Origin of the sequence: Gordonia sp. UBA7599 (assembly GCA_002477755.1) — a bacterium.
GTDB lineage: Bacteria > Actinomycetota > Actinomycetes > Mycobacteriales > Mycobacteriaceae > Gordonia.
In genome coordinates this window covers 1-21,002 of record DLKD01000171.1, presented here as the reverse complement: position 1 = coordinate 21,002, position 21,002 = coordinate 1, and the positions used below count along the sequence as shown (strand labels likewise).

At 64.0% G+C, this 21,002-nt stretch carries 19 protein-coding genes and 1 pseudogene; 12 read left to right on the top strand and 8 right to left on the bottom strand.

All coding sequences use genetic code 11. The features are described 5' to 3' along the window. The 3 genes from B4L26_RS18920 to mmsB form a co-directional block, all read left to right on the top strand. Nucleotides 1-699: aldehyde dehydrogenase family protein (locus B4L26_RS18920; protein ID WP_290721556.1), on the top strand; the 699-nt coding region annotated here is incomplete at its 5' end. 1 nt (nucleotide 700) lies between these two features. Continuing rightward, a complete protein-coding gene (locus B4L26_RS18915) occupies nucleotides 701-1,873 on the top strand; it encodes an acyl-CoA dehydrogenase family protein (RefSeq protein WP_290721554.1) in 1,173 nt (390 codons plus the stop codon). A gap of 25 nt (nucleotides 1,874-1,898) precedes the next feature. Further along, nucleotides 1,899-2,768, top strand: a complete 870-nt coding sequence (gene mmsB / locus B4L26_RS18910; RefSeq protein ID WP_290721551.1) for a 3-hydroxyisobutyrate dehydrogenase — start codon at nucleotides 1,899-1,901, stop codon at nucleotides 2,766-2,768. 85 nt (nucleotides 2,769-2,853) lie between these two features. Here mmsB and B4L26_RS18905 read toward each other — a convergent pair whose 3' ends face one another. Continuing rightward, entirely contained in the window at nucleotides 2,854-3,285 is a 432-nt protein-coding gene (locus B4L26_RS18905; RefSeq protein WP_290721550.1) for a hypothetical protein, read from the bottom strand. A gap of 191 nt (nucleotides 3,286-3,476) precedes the next feature. Between B4L26_RS18905 and B4L26_RS18900 the strand changes: the two genes are divergently transcribed. After that, nucleotides 3,477-4,787: a toll/interleukin-1 receptor domain-containing protein gene (locus tag B4L26_RS18900; RefSeq protein ID WP_290721547.1), complete on the top strand. Its 1,311-nt coding sequence runs from the start codon at nucleotides 3,477-3,479 to the stop codon at nucleotides 4,785-4,787. Beyond that, complete coding sequence (locus B4L26_RS18895; protein WP_290721544.1) at nucleotides 4,784-5,260, top strand: PASTA domain-containing protein; 477 nt, start codon at nucleotides 4,784-4,786, stop codon at nucleotides 5,258-5,260. Before B4L26_RS18900 ends, B4L26_RS18895 begins: the two co-directional genes overlap by 4 nt. Before the next feature lie 58 nt (nucleotides 5,261-5,318). Here B4L26_RS18895 and B4L26_RS18890 read toward each other — a convergent pair whose 3' ends face one another. The 3 genes from B4L26_RS18890 to B4L26_RS18880 all read right to left on the bottom strand — a co-directional run bounded on the left by B4L26_RS18890 (nucleotide 5,319) and on the right by B4L26_RS18880 (nucleotide 9,184). Continuing rightward, on the bottom strand, nucleotides 5,319-5,681 hold the full coding sequence (locus B4L26_RS18890) for a hypothetical protein (RefSeq protein WP_290721542.1): 363 nt from the start codon (nucleotides 5,679-5,681) through the stop codon (nucleotides 5,319-5,321). Next, the gene (locus B4L26_RS18885; RefSeq protein WP_290721540.1) at nucleotides 5,678-8,107 is read right to left on the bottom strand and encodes an AAA family ATPase; all 2,430 of its coding nucleotides are present in this window, start codon (nucleotides 8,105-8,107) and stop codon (nucleotides 5,678-5,680) included. Before B4L26_RS18885 ends, B4L26_RS18890 begins: the two co-directional genes overlap by 4 nt. Nucleotides 8,108-8,359: 252 nt before the next feature. Then, the gene (locus B4L26_RS18880; RefSeq protein WP_290721537.1) at nucleotides 8,360-9,184 is read right to left on the bottom strand and encodes an adenylate/guanylate cyclase domain-containing protein; all 825 of its coding nucleotides are present in this window, start codon (nucleotides 9,182-9,184) and stop codon (nucleotides 8,360-8,362) included. Between the two features lie 89 nt (nucleotides 9,185-9,273). On the opposite strand from B4L26_RS18880, the gene B4L26_RS18875 reads away from it, so the two are divergent. After that, nucleotides 9,274-9,822 carry a hypothetical protein gene (locus tag B4L26_RS18875; protein ID WP_290721535.1) on the top strand — a complete coding sequence of 183 codons (549 nt, stop codon included), beginning with the start codon at nucleotides 9,274-9,276 and terminating at the stop codon, nucleotides 9,820-9,822. On the opposite strand, the gene B4L26_RS18870 is transcribed toward B4L26_RS18875, so the two are convergent. The 3 genes from B4L26_RS18870 to B4L26_RS18860 form a co-directional block, all read right to left on the bottom strand. Further along, nucleotides 9,789-10,463, bottom strand: coding sequence for a hypothetical protein (locus B4L26_RS18870; RefSeq protein ID WP_290721533.1), 675 nt, complete (start codon nucleotides 10,461-10,463; stop codon nucleotides 9,789-9,791). The two genes, B4L26_RS18875 and B4L26_RS18870, sit on opposite strands and share 34 nt — an antisense overlap. A gap of 517 nt (nucleotides 10,464-10,980) precedes the next feature. Then, nucleotides 10,981-12,102 (bottom strand): PrsW family intramembrane metalloprotease, encoded by a 1,122-nt coding sequence (locus B4L26_RS18865; protein ID WP_290721532.1) that lies wholly within the window; start codon nucleotides 12,100-12,102, stop codon nucleotides 10,981-10,983. A 110-nt stretch (nucleotides 12,103-12,212) separates the two neighbouring features. Beyond that, nucleotides 12,213-13,106, bottom strand: coding sequence for a GIY-YIG nuclease family protein (locus B4L26_RS18860; RefSeq protein WP_290721529.1), 894 nt, complete (start codon nucleotides 13,104-13,106; stop codon nucleotides 12,213-12,215). Nucleotides 13,107-13,257: 151 nt separating this feature from the next. On the opposite strand from B4L26_RS18860, the gene B4L26_RS18855 reads away from it, so the two are divergent. From B4L26_RS18855 to B4L26_RS18830, 6 genes are read left to right on the top strand one after another with little or no spacing between them, the layout of a single operon-like run. Further along, nucleotides 13,258-13,863 (top strand): DUF1819 family protein, encoded by a 606-nt coding sequence (locus B4L26_RS18855; protein WP_290721526.1) that lies wholly within the window; start codon nucleotides 13,258-13,260, stop codon nucleotides 13,861-13,863. Further along, on the top strand, nucleotides 13,863-14,474 hold the full coding sequence (locus B4L26_RS18850) for a DUF1788 domain-containing protein (RefSeq protein ID WP_290721493.1): 612 nt from the start codon (nucleotides 13,863-13,865) through the stop codon (nucleotides 14,472-14,474). The genes B4L26_RS18855 and B4L26_RS18850 overlap by 1 nt, the downstream gene beginning before the upstream one ends. 4 nt (nucleotides 14,475-14,478) lie before the next feature. Next, on the top strand, nucleotides 14,479-16,980 hold the full coding sequence (gene brxC, locus B4L26_RS18845; RefSeq protein ID WP_290721491.1) for a BREX system P-loop protein BrxC: 2,502 nt from the start codon (nucleotides 14,479-14,481) through the stop codon (nucleotides 16,978-16,980). Continuing rightward, on the top strand, nucleotides 16,946-17,962 hold the full coding sequence (locus tag B4L26_RS18840) for a hypothetical protein (protein WP_290721488.1): 1,017 nt from the start codon (nucleotides 16,946-16,948) through the stop codon (nucleotides 17,960-17,962). Before brxC ends, B4L26_RS18840 begins: the two co-directional genes overlap by 35 nt. Next, a complete protein-coding gene (locus B4L26_RS18835) occupies nucleotides 17,962-19,401 on the top strand; it encodes a hypothetical protein (protein ID WP_290721486.1) in 1,440 nt (479 codons plus the stop codon). The genes B4L26_RS18840 and B4L26_RS18835 overlap by 1 nt, the downstream gene beginning before the upstream one ends. Further along, on the top strand, nucleotides 19,284-20,558 hold the full coding sequence (locus B4L26_RS18830; RefSeq protein ID WP_409563519.1) for an Eco57I restriction-modification methylase domain-containing protein: 1,275 nt from the start codon (nucleotides 19,284-19,286) through the stop codon (nucleotides 20,556-20,558). The genes B4L26_RS18835 and B4L26_RS18830 overlap by 118 nt, the downstream gene beginning before the upstream one ends. Here B4L26_RS18830 and B4L26_RS18825 read toward each other — a convergent pair. Further along, nucleotides 20,530-21,002 (bottom strand): annotated as a pseudogene (locus B4L26_RS18825) (hypothetical protein); the annotation flags it as partial. The gene B4L26_RS18830 and the pseudogene B4L26_RS18825 overlap by 29 nt on opposite strands.

Below are 21,002 nucleotides of genomic sequence, written 5' to 3'. Positions count from 1 at the left end.
TACGGCAGCGCCGGTGAGCGCTGCATGGCGATCAGCGTCGCCGTCCCCGTCGGCGAGGCGACCGCCAACGCACTGCGCGAGAAGCTGACCGACCGGGTGCGCTCGCTGCGCGTCGGCCATCCGCTGGACCCCAAGTCCGACTACGGTCCGCTGGTCACCGCCGCCGCGCGCGACCGTGTCATCGACTACATCGACCAGGGCGTGAAAGCCGGGGCCGAGCTCGTCGTCGACGGTCGTGCGCACACCAGCGACGAGTCGACGTTCGAGAAGCAGGACCTGTCCGACGGCTTCTACCTCGGCCCGACGCTGTTCGACCACGTCACCAAGGACATGTCGATTTACACCGACGAGATCTTCGGGCCGGTGGTGTGCATCGTGCGCGCTCACGACTACGAGGAGGCGCTCGCCCTGCCCAGCGAGCACGAGTACGGCAACGGCGTCGCCATCTTCACCCGCGACGGCGATGCGGCCCGCGACTTCACCTCCCGCGTCGAGGTGGGCATGGTCGGCGTCAACGTCCCGATCCCGGTGCCGGTGGCCTACCACACGTTCGGCGGCTGGAAGCGCTCCGGATTCGGCGACCTCAACCAGCACGGACCGGCGGCGATCCAGTTCTACACGAAGACCAAGACGGTGACGTCGCGCTGGCCGTCGGGGATCAAGGACGGGGCCGAGTTCGTGATCCCGACGATGAGCTGACATGGCCCCGGTTTCCGGCGACATCTCCGGTCTCGACGAGGACGACCGCGTCCTCGTCGAGACGGCCGCGGCCTTCGCGGCCCGCAAGATGGCGCCCTTTGCCCTCGAATGGGACGAGCGCAAACACTTCCCGATCGACGTACTGAGGGAGGCCGCCGAGCTGGGCATGGGCGCGGTGTACTGCGGCGACGACGTCGGCGGTTCGGGATTGCGACGCCTCGACGGCGTGCGGATCTTCGAGCAACTCGCCTACGCCGATCCGGCGGTCGCCGCGTTCCTTTCGATCCACAACATGTGCGCGGCGATGATCGACGGCTTCGGCACCGAAGAACAGCGTTCGACGTGGATCCCGCGGCTGGCGTCGATGCAGACCGTCGCGTCCTACTGCCTCACCGAGCCGGGCGCCGGCTCGGACGCCGCGGCCCTGGCCACCCGCGCCGAGCGCGACGGCGACGAATACGTCCTCACCGGCGTCAAGCAGTTCATCTCCGGGGCGGGGGCGTCGGATCTCTACGTCGTCATGGCGCGCACTGGCGGGCCCGGACCAAAGGGCATCTCCACCTTCCTCGTCGAAAAAGACTGCGCCGGACTGAGTTTCGGTGCACAAGAACGCAAGATGGGCTGGCACGCCCAGCCCACCGCGCAGGTGATCCTCGACGGAGTGCGGGTGCCCGCGGCCAACCTGCTCGGCGGTACCGAGGGCATCGGGTTCACCATCGCGATGTCGGGGCTCAACGGCGGGCGGCTCAACATCGCGGCCGCCTCACTGGGCGGCGCACAGGCCGCGTTCGACAAGGCGGCGTCCTACGTCGCTGATCGTCGGGCGTTCGGTGGCGCGTTGATCGACGAGCCGACCGTGCGCTTCACCCTCGCGGACATGATGACCGGCCTGCACACCTCGCGGCTCACCCTGTGGGCGGCGGCGACCGCCCTCGACGAGGGAGCGCCGGACAAGGTCGAGCAGTGCGCGATGGCCAAGCGGTATGTCACCGACACGTGTTTCACCGTCGCCGATCAAGCGCTGCAACTGCATGGCGGCTACGGCTACCTCACCGAGTACGGCCTGGAGAAGATCGTGCGCGACCTGCGCGTGCACCGGATCCTCGAGGGCACCAACGAGATCATGCGCGTCGTCCTGGGCCGGTCGGTCGCCGCGCGCTTCAAAGACAACTGACTGCTAGCGACAAGGGAGAAATGACATGACGACGATCGCCTTCCTCGGCCTGGGGAACATGGGCGGCCCGATGGCCGCGAACCTCGTCAAGGCCGCCTACACGGTGCGCGGCTTCGACCCGGTCCCCGCCGCCGTGGAGACCGCCCGCGCCAACGGCGTGGTCCCCTGCGACACCGCCGCCGACGCCGCGACCGGCGCCGAGGTCGTGATCACCATGCTGCCCAACGGCACCATCGTGGGCGCGGCCTACGACGACGTGCTCTCGGCCGCGGCGCCGGGCGCACTGTTCATCGACTCCTCCACCATCTCCGTCGACGATGCGCGCGCCATCCACCAGCGCGCGGTCGACGCCGGTTTCGCGCAGGTCGACGCACCCGTCTCCGGTGGTGTGAAAGGCGCGACCGCCGGCACGCTGGCGTTCATGGTCGGCGGTGAGGAGGCCGCCGTCGACCGTGCGCGTCCGATCCTCGACCCCATGGCCGGCAAGGTGATCCACTGCGGCGACTCCGGCGCCGGGCAGGCGGCCAAGGTCTGCAACAACATGCTGCTGGCCGTGCAGCAGATCGCCGTCGGCGAGGCGTTCGTCCTGGCCGAGAAGCTCGGACTCTCGGCGCAGTCGCTCTACGACGTCGTCACCGGCGCCACCGGTAACTGCTGGGCGATCGAGGTCAACTGTCCGGTCCCCGGACCTGCGCCGTCATCCCCGGCGAACAACGACTTCAAGCCCGGTTTCGCCACGGCCCTGATGAACAAGGACCTTGGCCTGGCGATGGACGCCGTGGCCTCGACCTCCTCACGCGCCCCGCTGGGCGAGCACGCGGCTCAGCTCTATGCCGCCTTCGCCGGTGAACACGCCGCCGAGGACTTCTCCGCCATCATCAACTCCCTGCGCTGACCGCGAGCTGCCAACTTCAGCCTCAAATCAGCCCTCCGACGGGAATATCCCCTCGGACCCCCTGGATTCAGCTGAAGTTGGCAAGTCAGCCACCGGCGGCGATGCGGTCGGCCACGCTCTTGCCGACGATCCGTTCAATCGCGATGCAGTCGCTCTGATCCGGTGTCAAAGCCCGCCTCGGGCTCACGATGCCTTTGAGGTCGTCGCCGGTAGGCCGTCGCACACTGGGCGCGATCTCCTTGAACTCCTCCAACGTGATCGGGTCATGGACCCAGTGTCGATCGCTCTCGTCGACCGCACGGTCAAGTCTCGCCACCCAGTTCGGGATGAAGACCCCCTTGTCGGGCAGCATCGTCCACACCGAGTCCAAGTCGGCAGCGGCCCGCTCGAACGGCTGGGTAATTGCCATCCACTCGATCACGCCGGTCGCCCTGTCCAGCAGCCGCCAGTACAACCAGCTTGGTGTTCGTGCTCGCATCATGACGCCGGTCCGGCCAGGGAGGGTGCAGTCGTTCATGTCCGGGATTCGATCACGCCACTCTGACATTTCCGCCCGATGCCGCGGGGAACGAGCGATCGCAGCGGTCGCCCCCCTGAAGCCTGCGAGTGAGTCGATCGGAAAGGGAGGAATTCCCTCGGCGCCCCAACCATCTGCTGGTTTCAGGGACCCGAGCGCATACTGACTGAACCGGCGACAGAGGGGGTGACGTGGACGACTCCGACGACGGTCAGATGGTCTTCATCAGCTATCGCAACGCCGACTGGCCCTTCGCGCATCGCCTACAAGAGCGCCTGGAAGCGAGCTCGCGCGGCGTCGTCTACATCGACCGCAAGATCCACACCGACGACTACGAGCGCGAACTACTCGACAAGGTCCGACACTGCGCCGTCTTCCTTCTGATCGTCACGCCACGGACCCTCGACGAGGAGCGGGTCGCGCACCGCGAGGACTGGATCCGACGGGAGGCCTCGCTGGCACTGGCCCTGGACAAGCCGATCGTCCTGGTGCTGTACGAAGGCCAACTCCTTCCCCCGCCGGCCCACCTGCCCGAGGACATGCGCGGACTCGTCACCAAACAGGGGATCAAGTTCTACCCCGATTTCTTCGACGAGGCCGTCGAGCACCTGCGACGTCAGTGCAGCAACGTCGACCCGAACCTGGTGTGGACCGCACCTCGCCCCAAACCGTCGCCGCTCGCGACGAATCTGCCTCGCCGACTGGAAGCGGCCATGCCCAGGGAGGTCGCGGAAAGTCTCAGGACCGAGGTCCGCGTGAAGCTCTGCCGGCCGCACAGCAAGGGCCTCAAGGCCGAGTTGCCCGCCGTCCTCGACAGTGGCGATGAGATCGCCAAGGGCGATGTCCGGCACGCCACCTTCCCCATGGCCTTCCCCACCGATTGCGACGGTTCGCTCCTGCCAGCAATTCTGTGCGTCAGCGTGATCGCCGAACACTACGACGTGGAGTTCGCCACCTACCCGGACAGCGCCTGCGACGACCTTGCCGAGGTGGAACTGTCACCCGACGCGGACTCGCGCACCGTCGTCTTCGACTTGTATCCCAAGGACGGGCCGACGCTCGGCCCGTCAAAGGTGTGGGTCCGGGTCTTCTACCAAGGGCGCCCAGTCGCCGAGCTCAGTCTCGGCACGACCCGCGTCTCCCGCGTGCCCGACGACGTATACGTACTCACCTACAGTGCCGTGATTCCGGTCGGCGCCCAATCGCCACCCGCACCGCCGAGCTTCCCGGGTTCTCCCGCAGGCCCAGGTTTCCCCGCAGGCGCAGGTTACGGGAGCCCGAGCTACGCTGACCCGACGGTCGCCGGGCGAATCGGCGATAGCCCCCAGTGGCCACCCGCACCACAACAGCCGCTGCCAGCGCCTCCCCAAAGCTGGCAGCCAGGCGCCTTCCCATATGGAGGAGCGCCGTACGAGCCATCCGGCAACCGGCGAACGGCATTGATCATCGGCGGCATCGCCCTGCTCGTCATCGTCGCGATTGTCTTAGCATTCGTGCTGTGACCAAGTCTGTAGGCGCCGGCGCGGCGATCCTGATCGTTCTGTTCTCGCTGGCCGGATGCGGATCCTCCGAACCGAAGGAGATCCCGTCGACCGTGACGGTCATCAGCACCGAGACCACAACGTCGGACCCGACGACGGAGACTTCGGAAGCCGACGAGACCGATCCAACCGACACGACGGAGACAACGGCATCGGCGCCTCCTGGCGCGACGTCGGCCACCGACGAGGGGTCGTTCACCATGCCGAACCTCGTCGGCGAGGTCCTGCAGACCGCACAGAACGAGATGCAGCGGATCTCGGGCAACCCCGTGTATTACACGTCGTCGTCGGATGCGACGGGTAAGGGCCGCCGGCAGATGTGGGACCGCCATTGGAAGGTGTGCAGCCAGTCAGTCGCACCCGGCACGCAGGTACCGGTGCACGGTCCGACGATCGACTTCTCGGTGGTGAAACTCGACGAGACGTGCCCCTGAGGACCGGACTGCGGAGGTCTGCGACTCGCATGTGGTCGCCCAACTCCGCACTAGCCCACTAATCAGTGGCAACCAACTCGGCGAGGCCCCTCACGGTCTCAATCAGCCCCTCAACCTCTCCGACGGTCGGCGCGAGTTCGTATGCGTGATGATGCGACGCACGGGAGAGCGCGTCCCACGCGTACTGCGCACGGCCCGGAACCGTCGGATCGACGTCCTGGTACAGCACCTCGATGCACCCGAGCAGGGTCCGCGCCGACGCCCCACCGGGATCACATCCACGCGCAAGCACCAGCGCTTGCAACACTTCTTCGAGCGCTGATCGCGCCACCCACGCCGCCGCGCGCGCCGAATGAACCCGCACAGGCAGTGCGCCGGAGACGATCGCCGACGCCTGGTCCAACGTGCCCGACGCCGTCACGTCACCCCCGCCTGAAGATCGGCCACCGTCTTCTCGACGTCGCGGCACGCATCGACCGGCTCGCCCTGCTCAAGCAGCGTGTGGATGGAGTTCGCCTTCTTCAACGCCCACCGGCGGTACGGCCGATCCCCCAGCCACTTCTCGACATCCACCGAACCCAGCGCCAAGCCCAATCGCTCCCGAGTCTTCTTCGCCCCTTCCCACGCCGCCTCGACGTCGGCGTGCGGAACACCGGCAGACACCTCGCGCGCAAAGTAGACGTCCCGTGCCGCCGCCTCCAACGCCATCCGCAACAGTCCGGGCAACACCCGCCGCAACGTCTCGTCGGGCAGCGCCGCATCTTTCACGATCCCGAACGCATCGTTGAGATACCGCTTACTCGGCGAGAACGCGACGGACGCGCTCACCTTGGACCCGGCCGCGCGCGTGATCTCGACGATCCTGACGGGCACCCCCTTGGGCGCGCGCCGCACCGCGCTGGCGAACCGGTCATCGTGGGAGAAGACGATCACCTGACGTGTCGCGGCGATATCCAGCAGCACTGCCACCAGACCGTCGACCTTGGCCGGGTCCATCGCCTGCACCGGGTCATCCAGCACGACGAACCGGAACGGGCTCTCCGGCATCGTCGCGCGCGGTAGGAACAGCGCGAGCGCCAGCGAGTGCAGCTCGCCCTGACTCATCACCGCTAGCGCGCCGGCATCCTCACCGTCGACCTCGGCGGAGATGGTGACGCGACGCCGCGTGTTGGAACTCTCCAGCGTCAGGCCGGCGATCTCAACGTTGCTCTCCTGCCGCAGCCCCGCCCAGATGCGCTTGGCTTCGGCGGCGATGGGTTGGACGCGCTCGTTCTTGAGGACGATCTCGTTGTCCTTCATCCACTTGTGCGCCGCTTTCGCGGTATCGGCCTCGGGCTTGCGGAGCTGCCACGCCTCCGACGCGTCAGCGAAGGCGGCCAGGCGCGCTGCCACTCGGCTCCATGCCTCGTCGAGTGCGGTGATCTGCTCCTGCGCCTGCCGCTGCAGCTCGCCCAACGCCGTGCGCAAAGGACCAGGTACGACGGTGAGATGGCCGGCGAGGTCCAGATCTGAGGGGGGCGTATCCGCCCACTGCTCCCAGGCAAGAATCGCCGACGACGAGGAGTCCTCAAGTCCGACCGGCAGATCAGCGGCCAGTGCTGAAGGGACGCCGACGACGAGACTGCGCGCCGCGGACTGTGCGTCCGCCAGTCGTTGACGGGCAGCACGCAGGTCGGCAGTGTCGCGCTGGTGGTCTGCGAGTTCGGCCCGCATCGCAGAAACACGGTCGACGTCGAGCCGGCCGGTCGCACAGACCGGGCAGGGTTGGTCGCCGTCGTGGTCATGCAGGGCGATGGCCGCAGCGAGCAGGTCATCGCGGCGCTGCAGTCCCTCCCCGACGCGGTCGGCAACGGTAGCCAGTTCGCCGACGGCGGCAGTGAGCTCACCCGCCGCCGCGTCACACGCCTCCGACGACGGGACAGCAAGGGTCAGCAATGCCCGCAAGGCGGCGGCACTCCCGTCGTCGTCGGTCGTGCCGGTGGCGATGCGGCGCAACTCCTCGGCGTCGACGAGGGTCGGTTTGACGATGGCCAAGGCGCGGGCGGCGCGCTCGTCGTCGAGGCCCTGCAGCGCGGCGACCAACGCCTTCTTCTCGTTGCGCAGTGGGGTGGCCGGCGAATTGAGGGTCTTCTGATGCTCGTCGAGCGCCTTCACCGCGGCGGTCATCTGCTCGAGGCCCAACACCGTGGAGAGGGCGTCGTAGAGGACTTTGGGTTCGGCGGAGAGGACGGCGCCGAGTTCTTCGTAGGTGAGCAGCGGCCGGTAGGTCTCCATGGGCGCGGCCCACCCGAGGCTGTCGAGGCCGGCCTGTTTCTTCTGGCCGTGGCGCTGCACCGCGGTGGTCATGTCGTCGACCTTCTCGGCGTCGGCGGGCCAGTCGACGGTCAGCGTGGTGGGGCCCTCACCCTCCTCGGCGATCACGACGTCGATGCGCGGATCCTCACCGTCGTGGATGTTGCGCCAGTGCTGGCGCCACACGGCCGGACGGTCGTCGCTCCAGCGGTAGGTGTTGCCGGTCAGCGCCACTTCGAGCGCCTCGGCGAAGCTCGACTTGCCCGACCCGTTGCGCCCGGAGATGACAGTCAGCGACGGTTGCGGGTCGAGGTTCAGTTGCGAGCGCGGCCCAATGCCGCGGAACCCTGCGACGGTGATCCGCTTGAGGAACGCGCCGATCGGTTCGGTCTCGTCGTCGACCGGCTCGGGCGGAAGCGGGGGCGTGTAACCGGCCATGTCGGCCAGGGCGTGCTTGCCCTCCAGGGCGGCGAGGATCAGCAGCGTGGCGTCGTCGGAGATCGCGTCGTCCGCGTCCAACCGCGCATGCACCCAAGTCACCAGATCGTCGGCCACTGCGGTCCTCCCCGTTGCGATGGGTCAGACGGTATCGGACACCACCGACAAGTCGTGCAGCCGACAGCGAGATAGCGCGGTAGCCCACCGAACCCTGCCGACTAGCGCCACACAAAGGGAGGATTTCCCTCTGCGGCTCAATCATCGACTGGTTTCGGGACCTCCACTGCCATGGGACGACCCTGGGGTTCCGGCCTCACCCTCGTATCGCCGCCAGCCTGTGGACAACTCGCAACTGTGGATAACCGACCGTCAGCGAACCGATTCAGCCCAGTCGATGGCGTGAACCACATGCGTCCCCGGAATGCCCTTCAGCTCGACGTCGCGCGCTTGCACGACGGGGACGGAGCCGCCGAGATCGTCGAAGACGGCGTCGCTGATGAGGATCTCCTCGCCATCGGCCTGCCCGGCCACGCGTGCGGCCATGGCCACGTTCTGGCCGAAGAGGTCGTTGTCGCGGTGGACTGCGGGACCGCGGTGCACACCGATCCGCACGCGCACAGGATCGAGGCGGGACCCGGGCCGGACGTCGGAGATCGCGCGCTGGACGTCGACGGCTGCGCCAACCGCGTCGGCGGGCGAGCCGAAGGCCACCATGAAACCGTCGCCCTGGGTCTTGACGACGTAGCCGTGATGAGCGTCGACCGCGCGGTTGATGATGCGGTCATGCTCGCCGAGGAGGCGCACCCAGGCGTCGTCGCCGAGGCGGTGGTTGAGCGTCGTGGAGTCTTCGATGTCGGAGAAGAGGATCGTCACCTGCCCATCGGCATCGGCGATCTGCACCAAGTCGGGGCGCTGCACTTTGGCCCAGCCCGCCAATTCGTCGACGGAACTCCGCACCACCCGGACGAGGCCCTCGTCGACGACCTTGATCGCGGTACCCACCGCCCCCCTGGCCAGCTGGCTCGCCGTGGGGACGCGCAACCGCCGACGACGAGAGGGCGCGTTCAGCTGGTCGAGCCGGCGTTGCAGGGACCGGGTTCGATGGCGTGCGACGAGCCAGAGGACGGTCGTGGTCGTCGCTACGGCCCCCAGTACCGCCACAACCCAGCCCAGGGTGATCTCAAGTGTGGTCATCGTTGCCAAACGTACCGTGATGCCGCAAACCACACCCCCGACAAAGCTCGTGTAGCTAGGGACCCCATCCACCCGATAGCTTGAGGCCGATGACGACAGACGACAAGCGGGTCTGCTTCGACTTCGACGTCGAGTTCTCCAACGGCGGCGGTATCCAGGGGCAGGATTTCCGGTTGGACATCACCGGCGAAGAGATCGACGACGATGAGCTCGCCGCCGCCATCATCGGCGACCGCCGCCTGCTGATGGTCAGTCGGGTGCGCATTCTCAACAAGCGCATCATCACCGAACCGCACAAGCGAACGGCACCAGAACCGACCGACGCAGCCACGACGCCCCCACGCGGCGTGATCGACCTCAGCCATCCGATCACCGACGGCATGACGACCTACCCCGGACTGCCGGCGCCGGCAATCGGCGACCACCTTTCGCACGCCGCGTCACGGGCTAGCTACGCCGAGGGCACGGTCCCGGCAGTCAATGGGAGGTTTCACCGCTGCACCGCCAAGGGTCGCTGGGATGGGCACCTTCCCCGTTTGCGCACACGCGACGCTGTCGTAAAGCGAAACCGCTCGAGCCGGCGCCGGCTCAGGTCCACCTCACGTCAGCGTTTGCATCCCGGCCCGGGCCGCGCGTAGCAGCGAAGCGGAGGCTCAGCCGGCACACCACCGTATTGGGGGATCGTCTGCGTGAATGTTGTGAAGTAGTTCTGAACGAGTGGCCCTGCGACTTTCGCCAGTTCCGATCCGATCCGGCCACATGTCTGGCGATTCACGGTCTGGAGATTGAGCGGCTTTCCTGGCCGTGCGAGAACACTCGAGATCATCGCCATCGCAACCGGATTGTCGACGACGGTCGCGTGGTCGGGCGGACTGGAAGCCAGCCCACCGCAGAAGTCCTGGATTCCGATGTTCGTCACGTTCGGCCCGGCGGGCAGTCGTTGAGACTCCCCGTTCATGCTCGGCTGGATGAAGTTGCTCAGGTTCACAAAGATGACCGTGTAGTTGACATTGGGGTAGGTCATGGCCCCGGCATTCAACGTACGAATGAAGTTCGACGTCGGACGCTGCTGCCAGATCGCCGGGGTGCAGAACAGGTTGACGATTCCGCACCCAAAAATGTCCAGAACAGCTGTACCAGCGTTGTCCGGGTCAAGGGCGATGAGGTTGTCCACCATCGGTCGGATGTCCGGCCAATATTTGAGAGCCCATCTCGGCATTGGGCCGCCGCCCTGGCTCCAGCCGATGAGCTGCACTTTTCGACCCGACATGGCGTGCATGGAACGTACCGCGTGGACGACGTACTCGGCGTTTCGCTGGACATCCCCGGTGTTCGTCTGAGGCAGAGTCACCTGACAGAAGGGCGTCCGGTTCTTCTGGAGGTCCGGGATCAAAGTTCGACCGAATGACCCCTGCGGCGTTGACGCCGTACCCGGAATGAGCAACACGGGTTCTTGAGTTGCAGTTCGCACGTTTGCCGAGCATTGCAGCGACGCAGCTAGTGCGCCGGGCGACTCGGATAGCGGGATTGCACCCGGCGCAGCGTGGGCTAGCGCCGGGACGGAAAATACGAGACTCGCGACGGCGAGCAAAGTTGCGCGTGACGCCCACCGGCGTCGCCCTGTCCCAGAGTTTCCAGTTGACATCGCCGTAACCCTTTCAGATGGTTCTCGCTCCTGAAACCAAATTCAAAACTGTGGACGCACGGCTGAGTTTACGGAGCGTGGACCTGCGTGTCTATGGTTTGCAGGGTTGTTCGACGACGACCCTGTGAGGGTCTTGGAAGTCGCGCGCGTTTCAGCGCACGGGACCCGACCGGAGTTGCGCCATCGCCATCGCCGCCAAGGCCGGCTCCGCGTCGACGCGGGCCGCGCGCAGCCACTGCGTCTCGTCGTTGAAGGCGGCTTGTACGCGCTCATCGCCGAACCCGCGGTCGATGCGGTCCCGCACGAATGCCAGCGTGACGACCTGACGGGCAAACGTTCGCGTGGCGGCATGGGCCTGTTTGCCGAACCGCTTGGCCACCGCAAGCGCCTGGCTGCGGGTCTGCATCGACCCCAACCACGATGCGTCGGCAGGGGTGATCAACCCCGCCTGGACCATTCCGGGGAGCTTGGCGGCGACGACCTGCTGTTCATGGCGCCGGCTGAAGACGGCCAGGGTGATCATCGCCGCGAACATCGGCACCAACCACAGCACGTACGCGCCGAAGTAGTAGCCGGCACCGAGCAGGGTCGACCCATTCCACAGAGCGTGCACGAGGACCGCGCCGAGGTAGCCCAACAGGATCCAGCCCACTTTCGCCAAGGCGCTCCGCTGCTGCAGCGCGAAGTACACCCCGATACCGAAGAAGCTCGTGAACAGCGAATGCGCGAACGGGCCCATCACCAACCGGATGGCCGCGGTCACCACCGACGCCGCCAGGTTCTCGCCGCTGGCAATGTAGAAGATGTCCTCGATCCAGCCGAAGCCGGCGCCCACAAGGCCGGCGAAGACCAGGCAATCGGTAAGCGAGTTGAGTTCGTTGCGGCGCCGCCCGGTCATCATGATGAGCAGGAACAGACCCTTGGCGGCTTCCTCGACCAGCGGCGCACCGACGGCACTGGAGATCCATTGATTGCCGGTGTTGAAGAAGGTCATCTCGACGATGAGCGCGATCACCAGCGCCACCGAAGCCCCCCACAGAAACGCCATGATCAGCAGCCGCGGAGGCTCGGGCTCCCACCGGTCCAACCACAGATACGAACCGACGACGACGGTCATCGCGACGCTGGTCAGGATGAACCCGAACGTTGCGCCAACCGGATTGGTAGCGAAGACGAGCATCAGGATCAGCGCCGTCAACGTGCCCAGGGCGATGATCGCGGCGAGGGGTGCGCCCACCTTACGGAGTTTGCGCGGCATCAGCGGATAGTGCATCCGGTCAGCGTAGTCGGGCATGGCGACCGACGACGACGATGATGACGACGCGCCTTTGCTCACACCTGCGGTCTGGTCACAGCACTAGTCGCCTGCGGCGACGTCCGTGGCTAATCGTCAATGCCCCTAGTTTCCCACGCGCCAAACATGGTGCCGTCCGGCGCAATCCACTCACGTCTGCCATTGCAGGACCGCCCAAGACAGACTGCACCGGCCGTCGACGGCGAACCGAACACGATGTCTCGCGCGACTCGCCCTTTCCCGTTCTCAACAGCGATTGAGCCATCGGCAACGAGGCGCTCGTGTTCTGCCCGGTAGCCATCGTATGCCTTGATAGTACTCTGAGCTTTGCCGACTCCATGCCAGGTCGGGACCACAAATGACCCGGCTAGCACGGTAAATTCGCCGTCGATCTGTTGCGCTTGCGCGTCGACACCCAACTTCTGTTGCGTGAGTCGAAAGACCGGCGAGTCCAACACATTGGATTGCGCGGAGGTCGACTTCACTCGGATTGCATTCACGCCGAGTACAGGGAGGACTATCTGGAGCTGCGCTAGAAAGTAGTCCATGTCGGAGGCATCCGCCTCGGGCAAGGCCGGCGGGAGTGGCCTGTCTTTGTTTTCAAGGCTCACACGGCCAGCCTCCTCCGCAAGCCTGATTAGGCGGGATTCCAAGTATCGCCCATGCGCCTTCGTGATGTTGCTGTCTTTCGACGTGATCACAACGACTCGGTCCCAGAAGTCCTTCTCCCGCTCGTGGGATCGCAGTCGTTCGGATACGACGTCTGCCTCGCCGATGTAGCAGGGCGTCTCGCCAGCAACCGACTCATCGTCACCCAACAGCAGATACACCCCGGTCCTCTGCGCCTCCTCCCGACGTAGGAGAAAGGCAAGATCGGAGCGCTTCGCTGAGAGCACGTGCCCAGTCCAGTTGGTGATCTCCGCCGCTGTTGGCCCTCCTGGCGTGCCATCGACGAGGAATAGCTTGATCTGTTTCCCACTCATCTCCGACATCGTGCCAGCATTCGTCGAAATCGACAGCACTCTCTCTTCACGACACCGTCGCCCGCTTACGTCCCACCGGCCGTATCAAAGTCCTGGCGTCGGACCACTGAAGTACTCTGACTGACTGGCCGTTTTCCAGAGGAGTCATCTCGTGAGCAGCAACTCGACCGCGCCTCGCTATTCGCTGTCGTTCACGACCGGCGGCATCCTGGGACGTGAGGCTGCGATCCTGGCACCCGTGTACATGGAGCTTCACGACTGGGTGAGGGTCCGAGATGTTGCCGTCGTCGAGAACCTCCTGCAGGCGAGAACCCACAGCACGGGCGTCCGTCGCGTGCGCGAGACCATCACGCGACTGTCGGCCCTCACAGACAGTGAGGTCGAGAGCGTCGCCGAAGTCACAGCCTCAGAGCGCGGCCACCTCATGTGGGCAGCCGCCTGTCGCCGCTACGACCTCATCGGGGAGTTCGCCGAGGAAGTCCTCCGCGAGCGCTTCCTCACCTTGGCCGGTACCGTCACGTACGAGGATTACGACTCCTTCTATCGCGCCAAGGCCATGTGGCACGACGAGTTGGCTGCGGTGACCGACCAGTCGTATAGAAAACTCCGGCAGGTGCTCTTCAGAATGATGGTGGAAGCCGGACTGTTGAGTACAGACCGCAGCATCGAGCCAGCCCTTCTATCCGCCCGTGTCGGCGAGTTCTTCAGCAAAAGAACGCCGAGCGACATCCGCTTCTTTCCGACGAGGGTGGTCTGATGCCAACGCAATCCGAACCTACATTGGCCCAGCAAGAGGACCACTTGTTCCGAGTGCTCAGTAGCGAGCGCTTCCTCAAGATGGAGGGTCTCGGCAACGAGGTCGCTCACTTCATCTACGACTATGACCCGACATGGACGCTTGACGTCGCGCAGGCGAGGAAGCGTATTAAGACTAAGCTTGACACCGAGTTGGGCATCAAAGTCCTCGAGATCAACCTTTACGAGCTTTGCGTCGACCTGCTCAAGGAGCGCAATGTTTGGGAGCGCGTCCTCGCGGCCGAGCCGACGATGGACAAGCCCGACTTCCTCAAGATGCTCCAAAACATGCTCGATCCTGCGACGCATCTCGCTCCGGCCATCAAGGAAAGAATCGCGGGCGAGTCGTTCCAGATCCTCTTCCTCACCGGAATTGGCGAAGTGTTCCCTGTCGTCCGCTCGCACACAGTTCTCAACAACCTGCAAACCGTTGTCTCGGACAAGCCGCTACTGATGTTCTTCCCCGGGCGGTACGAGGTGTCGGCCACGCAAGGCTCAGCGCTGGTCCTGTTCGGTCAGCTCAAAGACGACTCCTTCTACCGCGCGAAGCGCATCCTCGACCAGGAAGCATGACCCGATGAAACTGAACGAGATCTTTCTCAAGGACGTCACCCGCTCCATCGAGGGTGTCGTCAAGGCCGACGATGTCGACCACCTTGGCGTCGAGGTCGAGGAGTACGTCTTCACCAACGACGCCGCGAAGGGAGTCGCACCGCTGCTGGAGGAGTACACCAACTATACGAACGCCAACGGTGTGTGGATCTCAGGCTTCTTCGGCTCCGGTAAGTCCCACTTGCTCAAGATGCTTGCGCACCTCCTTGGCGACGTCGAAGGTCAGGCGTTCCCACGTGAGGAGGTAAGCGAAAGCTTCCTCACCAAGACCGAAGATGCCATGCTCATCGCGTCGCTGAAGAAGGCCGCTGCCATCCCAGCCAAGAGCCTGCTGTTCAACATCGACCAGAAGGCGACGCTGATCGCCAAAGACCAGACTGACGCCCTCCTCAAAGTGTTCGTCAAGGTCTTCGATGAGAGCCGTGGTTACTTCGGCAACGACGGGGCGGTAGCGCGCTTCGAAGAAGCCTTGGATAAGCGCGGCCAGTACGACGAGTTCAAGGATGCCTTCGCCAAGCATGCCGGCATCGACTGGTCCCAGGGCCGCGAGCAGACTGCTCTGGAAGGCCACAACATCGACAAGGCGTTCGCCGAGGTCAATGGTGAGGCGAACACCGGCATCATCGCCCAGTACCAGAAGTCCTACTCCGTTTCGATCGAGGACTTCGCTACCTCGGTCAAGGCGTGGATCGACAAGCAGGAGCCGGGCTTCCGACTCAACTTCTTCGTCGATGAGGTCGGCCAGTTCATCGCCGATGACGTGAAGCTCATGCTCAACCTCCAGACAATCGCCGAGTCCCTCAACACCAAGTGTCGGGGACAGTCATGGGTGTTCGTCACGTCCCAAGAGGACATGGACAAGATCATCGGCGACCGCACCAAACAGCAGGGGAATGACTTCTCCAAGATCCAGGCCCGATTCAGCGTCAAAGTGAAGCTAACCAGCCAGGACGTCGAAGAGGTCATCAGCAAACGCCTATTGGAAAAGAACTCTGCGGGCGCCGCCCATCTCGAGTCGATCTACTCCAGGGAAGCAGCGAACTTCCCGACGATCTTCAACTTCGTCGACGGCGCGAAGACATACCGCAACTACGTCGACGAAGCTCGCTTCATCAACACCTATCCGTTCGTCACCTACCAGATCCCGATGTTCCAGGCGGCGATCGAGGGCCTGTCCGACCACAACATGTTCGAGGGCAAGAACAGCTCTGTCGGCGAGCGCTCCATGCTCGGCGTCGTCCAAGAAGTTGCCAAGCGGATTGGCGACGAGCAGATTGGCTACCTCGCCACCTTCGACCGGATGTTTGCGGGCATCAGCGCCGCGCTGAAATCTACGGCCCAGAGCGCCATCCTCCAGGCCGAGAAGCACCTACCCGATCCGGATTCCGATGTCAGGATCCTCGCCAACCGCCTCCTCAAGGCCCTGTTCCTCGTGAAGTACGTCGACACCTTCAAAGCCACCCCTCGCAACCTGACCGTGCTCGTCTACGACCGCTTCGGGCTTGATCTCACCGGGCTAGGAAAGCAGGTGCAAGAGGCGCTCAATCTGTTGGAGGCTCAGTCGTATGTCCAGCGCAACGGCAACGTTTACGAGTACCTCACCAACGAGGAGCAGGAGGTCGAGAAGGAGATCAAGGCGGTGGACATCGACTCCTCCGAGGTCTCCAGCCAACTCTTCCGGTACCTCTCGTCCGACATCCTCAAGACCAACAAGCTCAAGTACATGAAGACCGGCCAGGACTTCGCGTTCGGTTACAAGCTCGACGACATCGTGCAAGGAAACCAGCGTGGTTTAACCCTCCACTTCATCACGCCTGAGACCAGCTACAGCGACGCCGAGATCGTTGCGCAGAGCATGGGCAGGGACGAGCTCCGAGTCTTCCTAGGCCGAGACAAGCGCCTGCTCGCGGACCTCCGACTGCTACTCAAAACCGCGAAGTACACCAAGCAGCGGACCAACTCCGGTGCAACACCCTCGATGCAGGCGATTCTCCAGTCCAAGCAGTTACTCAACGCCGACCGCGAGAAAGAGCTGATTGAGCGCCTGCGTCAGGCTGTAGGAAACGCGCAGCTGATCATCAACGCCTCCGAAGTCACCTCCGGCTCGCAGGACGCCGTCACGCGCTTGGCGGATGGATTCCAGGAACTCGTCGGCCGCACGTACACGAGTCTCGGACTGCTTGGCGGGAAGACATTCTCCGAACACCAGGTCGTAGGCGCAGTGCAGAACGAGAGCGGCATATTCGATGCCGAGACGCTCAGCGCACTCAAGTCGCCCGGCGGTGAGATGGAGTCCTGGATCATTACCCAGACGGGCCTTGGCGAACAGGTGACGATCAAGAAGGTCGTTGACCGCTTCGAGACTAAACCCTACGGCTGGGGCCTCGGGATCCATCGAGGTCGTGCTGGGTTGGCTCGTCGGAAACGGCAAAGTGGCGCTGAATGTCGACGCCACCCCGGTGGCTAGAACGGAGGCGGCGGCCCTCATCCGCAACACGGGAAAGCACCAGCATGTCGTTGTTGCGCCGCAGAAAGCGTACGACCCGGCGCAGGTCGCCGCGTTCAGGAGGTTCTGCACCGACTTCTTCGACGAGGGAGCTATTCCGAGCGACCCCACTGAACTGGCTAGGTTCGGCAGGGACAAGCTCGCATCCAGGCGCGACGAACTCCAAGACCTAGTATGCCGCGGCCAGTATCCCTTCGTCGATCAGCTGTCAGGCGTAGTGACCCTGCTCGAGGCCGTCGTCGGCCAACCTGTCGACTGGTATTTCAGTGAATTTGACAAGGCCGACGAGCTACTCGAGGCCAAGGAAGACCTCATCGACCCTATTAAGTCCTTCCTCAACGGCCAGCAGGCCAAGATTTTCGATGAAGCAACGAAGCTCCTGAATGCAAACACGGGGAACCTCGGCTACCTCCCTGCAGGCAGCACCGACGCTGTCAACGCGCTGCTCACCGATGCCAATGCTTTCCGCGGAAACAAAATGAACCAGCTCAAAGCCGCGGCCGACACTTTGCAGGGGCTGATTGACGATGTCGTCCGTGCGCAACGCTCTGACAAGACCGATGCGATCCAGGGCCGTAAATCAGAGATCCTCGAGAGCGCCTATTACACCGGTGCCACCCCAGCAGCGCAAGAGAACGTGGTTTCGCGCATCGACCAGATTCTTACGGACCTCATCGCAGAGTCCCAGATCGCCCTCATCCAGCAGGTAGGTGCGACGTTCGAGCAGGACGATTACCCAAAGCTCCTGAGCCAGCTCAGCGCCTCGCAGCGAAGCAGGGACGAGGATGATCCCCCGCCGAAGCCGATTGTGTCCATCAAGTCGATCCGGCCGACGGGCGTCTCCGGCGTCCTCGAATCCGAAACCGACGTCGACAACTACCTCGGCGCGCTGCGAAGCGCACTCGTTGCCACTCTCAACGACGGAAAGCGAATCACCCTCTGATGGATACAGCTTCGCTGAAGACTTTCGCCACCGCTGCGCGCACGGAGCTGATCCGTGAGGTGGGTGCGCGCATTTCCGCCGTACTCCTCGAGGGCTCACCGGAACGTATCGAACGCCCCCGCGCTGTCGCGACGCTGGAGCGCGCCATCGCCAGGGCAGGTGGCGGCAACACCGGCAAAGCGCAAGTGGCCAGCAGTGCTGCCTACACCTGGTTCAACCGCATCATCGCCCTCCGCTTCATGGATGCCAATGGCTACACCGGCATCGGCGTGGTCTCGCCCGCAGCCGATCAGGTCGGCCAGCCTGAGATCCTCGCCGCGGCCAAACGCGGCCAGATCGACACAGCGGTGGTCAGGGGGTCGAACTCAGCGACCATCACGGGATTGCTCAACGGCACCCGTCAGCCGCGCCCTGGCGTCGTCGCCCAGGCTGAGGCGTACGAACTGCTCCTCGCGGACTACTGCCGCTACTGGCATGGCGCCATGCCTTTCATGTTCGAGCGCGAGGGCGACTACACCGAACTCCTCATCCCAGCGAACCTCCTCGCCGAGGACTCCGTCCTAAGCCAATCCGGCACAGTGCTTACGGAGGACGTGTGCGAGGACGTCGAGGTCATCGGCTGGCTCTACCAGTTCTACATCTCGGAACGGAAGGACGAGGTCTTCGCAGGGTTCAAGAAGAACAAGAAGGCCGGCGCCGACGAGATTCCCGCCGCCACCCAGCTCTTCACCCCGCACTGGATCGTCCGTTACCTGGTCGAGAACTCCGTGGGCCGCCTGTGGATGCTCAACCATCCCGACTCTCACCTCGTTGAGCAGATGGACTATTACATCGCCCCGGTCGACGATGAGACTGACTTCCTCAGGATCAGCAAGCCGGAGGAACTCACAGTGATCGATCCGGCGTGTGGCTCCGGGCACATGCTCACCTACGCCTTCGACCTCCTTTACGCGATCTACGAGGAGGAGGGCTACACCCCATCTCAGATCCCCACCCTGATCCTGAAGAACAACATCTACGGTACCGAGATCGATCCGCGCGCCGGCGCTTTGGCCGCGTTTGCCTTGACGATGAAGGCTGCCGCCAAGCGCAAGCTCTTCCTCAAGAACCCGGTCACGCCAAACATCTGCGTGCTCGACACACTGACCTTCAGGGCCGACGAGCTGAGCTACCTCGTCACCGCGGACGGCGACCCCACGCGGAGGAAGCGTATTGGGACCAGTTCGCCCATGCCGACACCTTCGGCTCTCTCATCCAGCCCGATCCCGCCCTCAACATTCGGCTCACGGACCACCTCGCGACGCTTGACGACGAGGGTGACATCCTGCGCGCCGACGCACTCGACCGGGCGCAGCGTGTCATCGACCAAGCCACTTACCTCACACGCGGGTATGCAGTGGTGGTCGCGAACCCGCCGTACATGGGCAGCAAGCAGATGAACGCCCTGCTTTCACAGTTCATGAAGGACATGTATCCGGTGGCGAAGTCCGATCTATTCGCGGGATTCATTGAGCGCTGCACCAACCTCGCTGCGCCGCGAGGAGCGGTCGCCATGATCACGATGCAGTCATGGATGTTCCTCAGCTCCTACGAGAAGCTCCGTGCCTCACTTCTGACCAACCAGCGAATCACCTCGATGCTGCACCTTGGTGCTCGCGCCTTCGATTCAATCGGTGGCGAGGTCGTGTCCTCGACCGCATTCGTCCTGGCGAACGTGCCAACGGAAGGCCGAAACCCTACTGTCAGCAGGGTTGGCACCTTCATCCGCCTCGTCGACGGGACGTCCGAAGCAGAGAAGGTCACCGCACTGAACACCGCTCTCGAGGCCCGGACCAACGAGGCGGATTTCCACCTGGCGTCCGATGCCGACTTTACGACCATTCCCGGCTCACCAATCGTTTACTGGCTCAGTGAAAAGATGCGTGGGGTCTTTACGTCAGGCGACCGACTCGGGGCGGTCGCCACGCTCGCCGTCGGACTTCAGACGGGGGATAACAGTCGGTTTCTTCGTCAGTGGTGGGAGGTATCGCGCGCTCGTACCGCCTTCGCTTGCACGTCACGTGAAGAGGCCAAGTCGAGCGGAGCCCGTTGGTTCCCGTACAACAAGGGCGGCGAGTTCCGGAAGTGGTACGGAAACCAAGAGCATGTCGTCAACTGGGAAGACGACGGTGCAGACATCCGGGTCTTCGGGGCGGAGTGCGGCGGGCGCCCCCGATCCCGTGCTCAGAACACGGACACCTACTTTTCACCGTCAGTGTCGTGGTCGGACATCTCCTCGGGAGAAGCTGCGTTCCGGCGTTACCCACACGGGTTCATCCATGATTCGACGGGGCACTCGGGATTCGGTGACGGCATACTCCTCGACAGGATCGCGATGTTGCTCAACTCGAGCTATGTCATGAAGGTCATGCAGGTAGTTGCGCCGACGATGCACTTCCACATCGGCTACGTCGGACTCGTGCCGGTAGCGCATGGAGTAGTCGAGGGCCTTCCAACGGGTCCAATTGCTGACCTCGTTGAGACGGCACGAGCAGACTGGGACACTGCGGAAACGTCGTGGGATTTCGTCATGAATCCCCTGGTGTCGATTGTGTGACGCGCTTGGATTGCTCCAGCGCCGACACCTCGATCAGTGGGTTCCTTGTGAACTCCCAAGAAGTCTCAGAACAGTCCCAGTCTGCCTTCGCATGTGTGATTGCGGCGCTAGCCAGACCTACGACTTCGTCGTCTACAGCACGTTCCACTGGCAGAGCTGCGACCTGCCCCACTTCGTAATTGAGTGTTGGTGCGACTGCGGCAAGTTGTTCAGAGGCGGTCCGGGAATTCGCAAAGGCGAGCAACCCTAGTCGCTCTGGGACCGTTGTCGTGAATATCGAGGTTCCAGCAACATCATAGATGAACCCGGGAGGGTACGCGCGGAAAGCCGGCGCTCCGCTACTGACCTTCGACCATGACACTGACGGTGAAAAGTAGGTTCCGGGGTTACGGATCACCGCACGCGGCTTGAAGTCGGCGATCTCTGCACCGTCGTCTTCCCAGT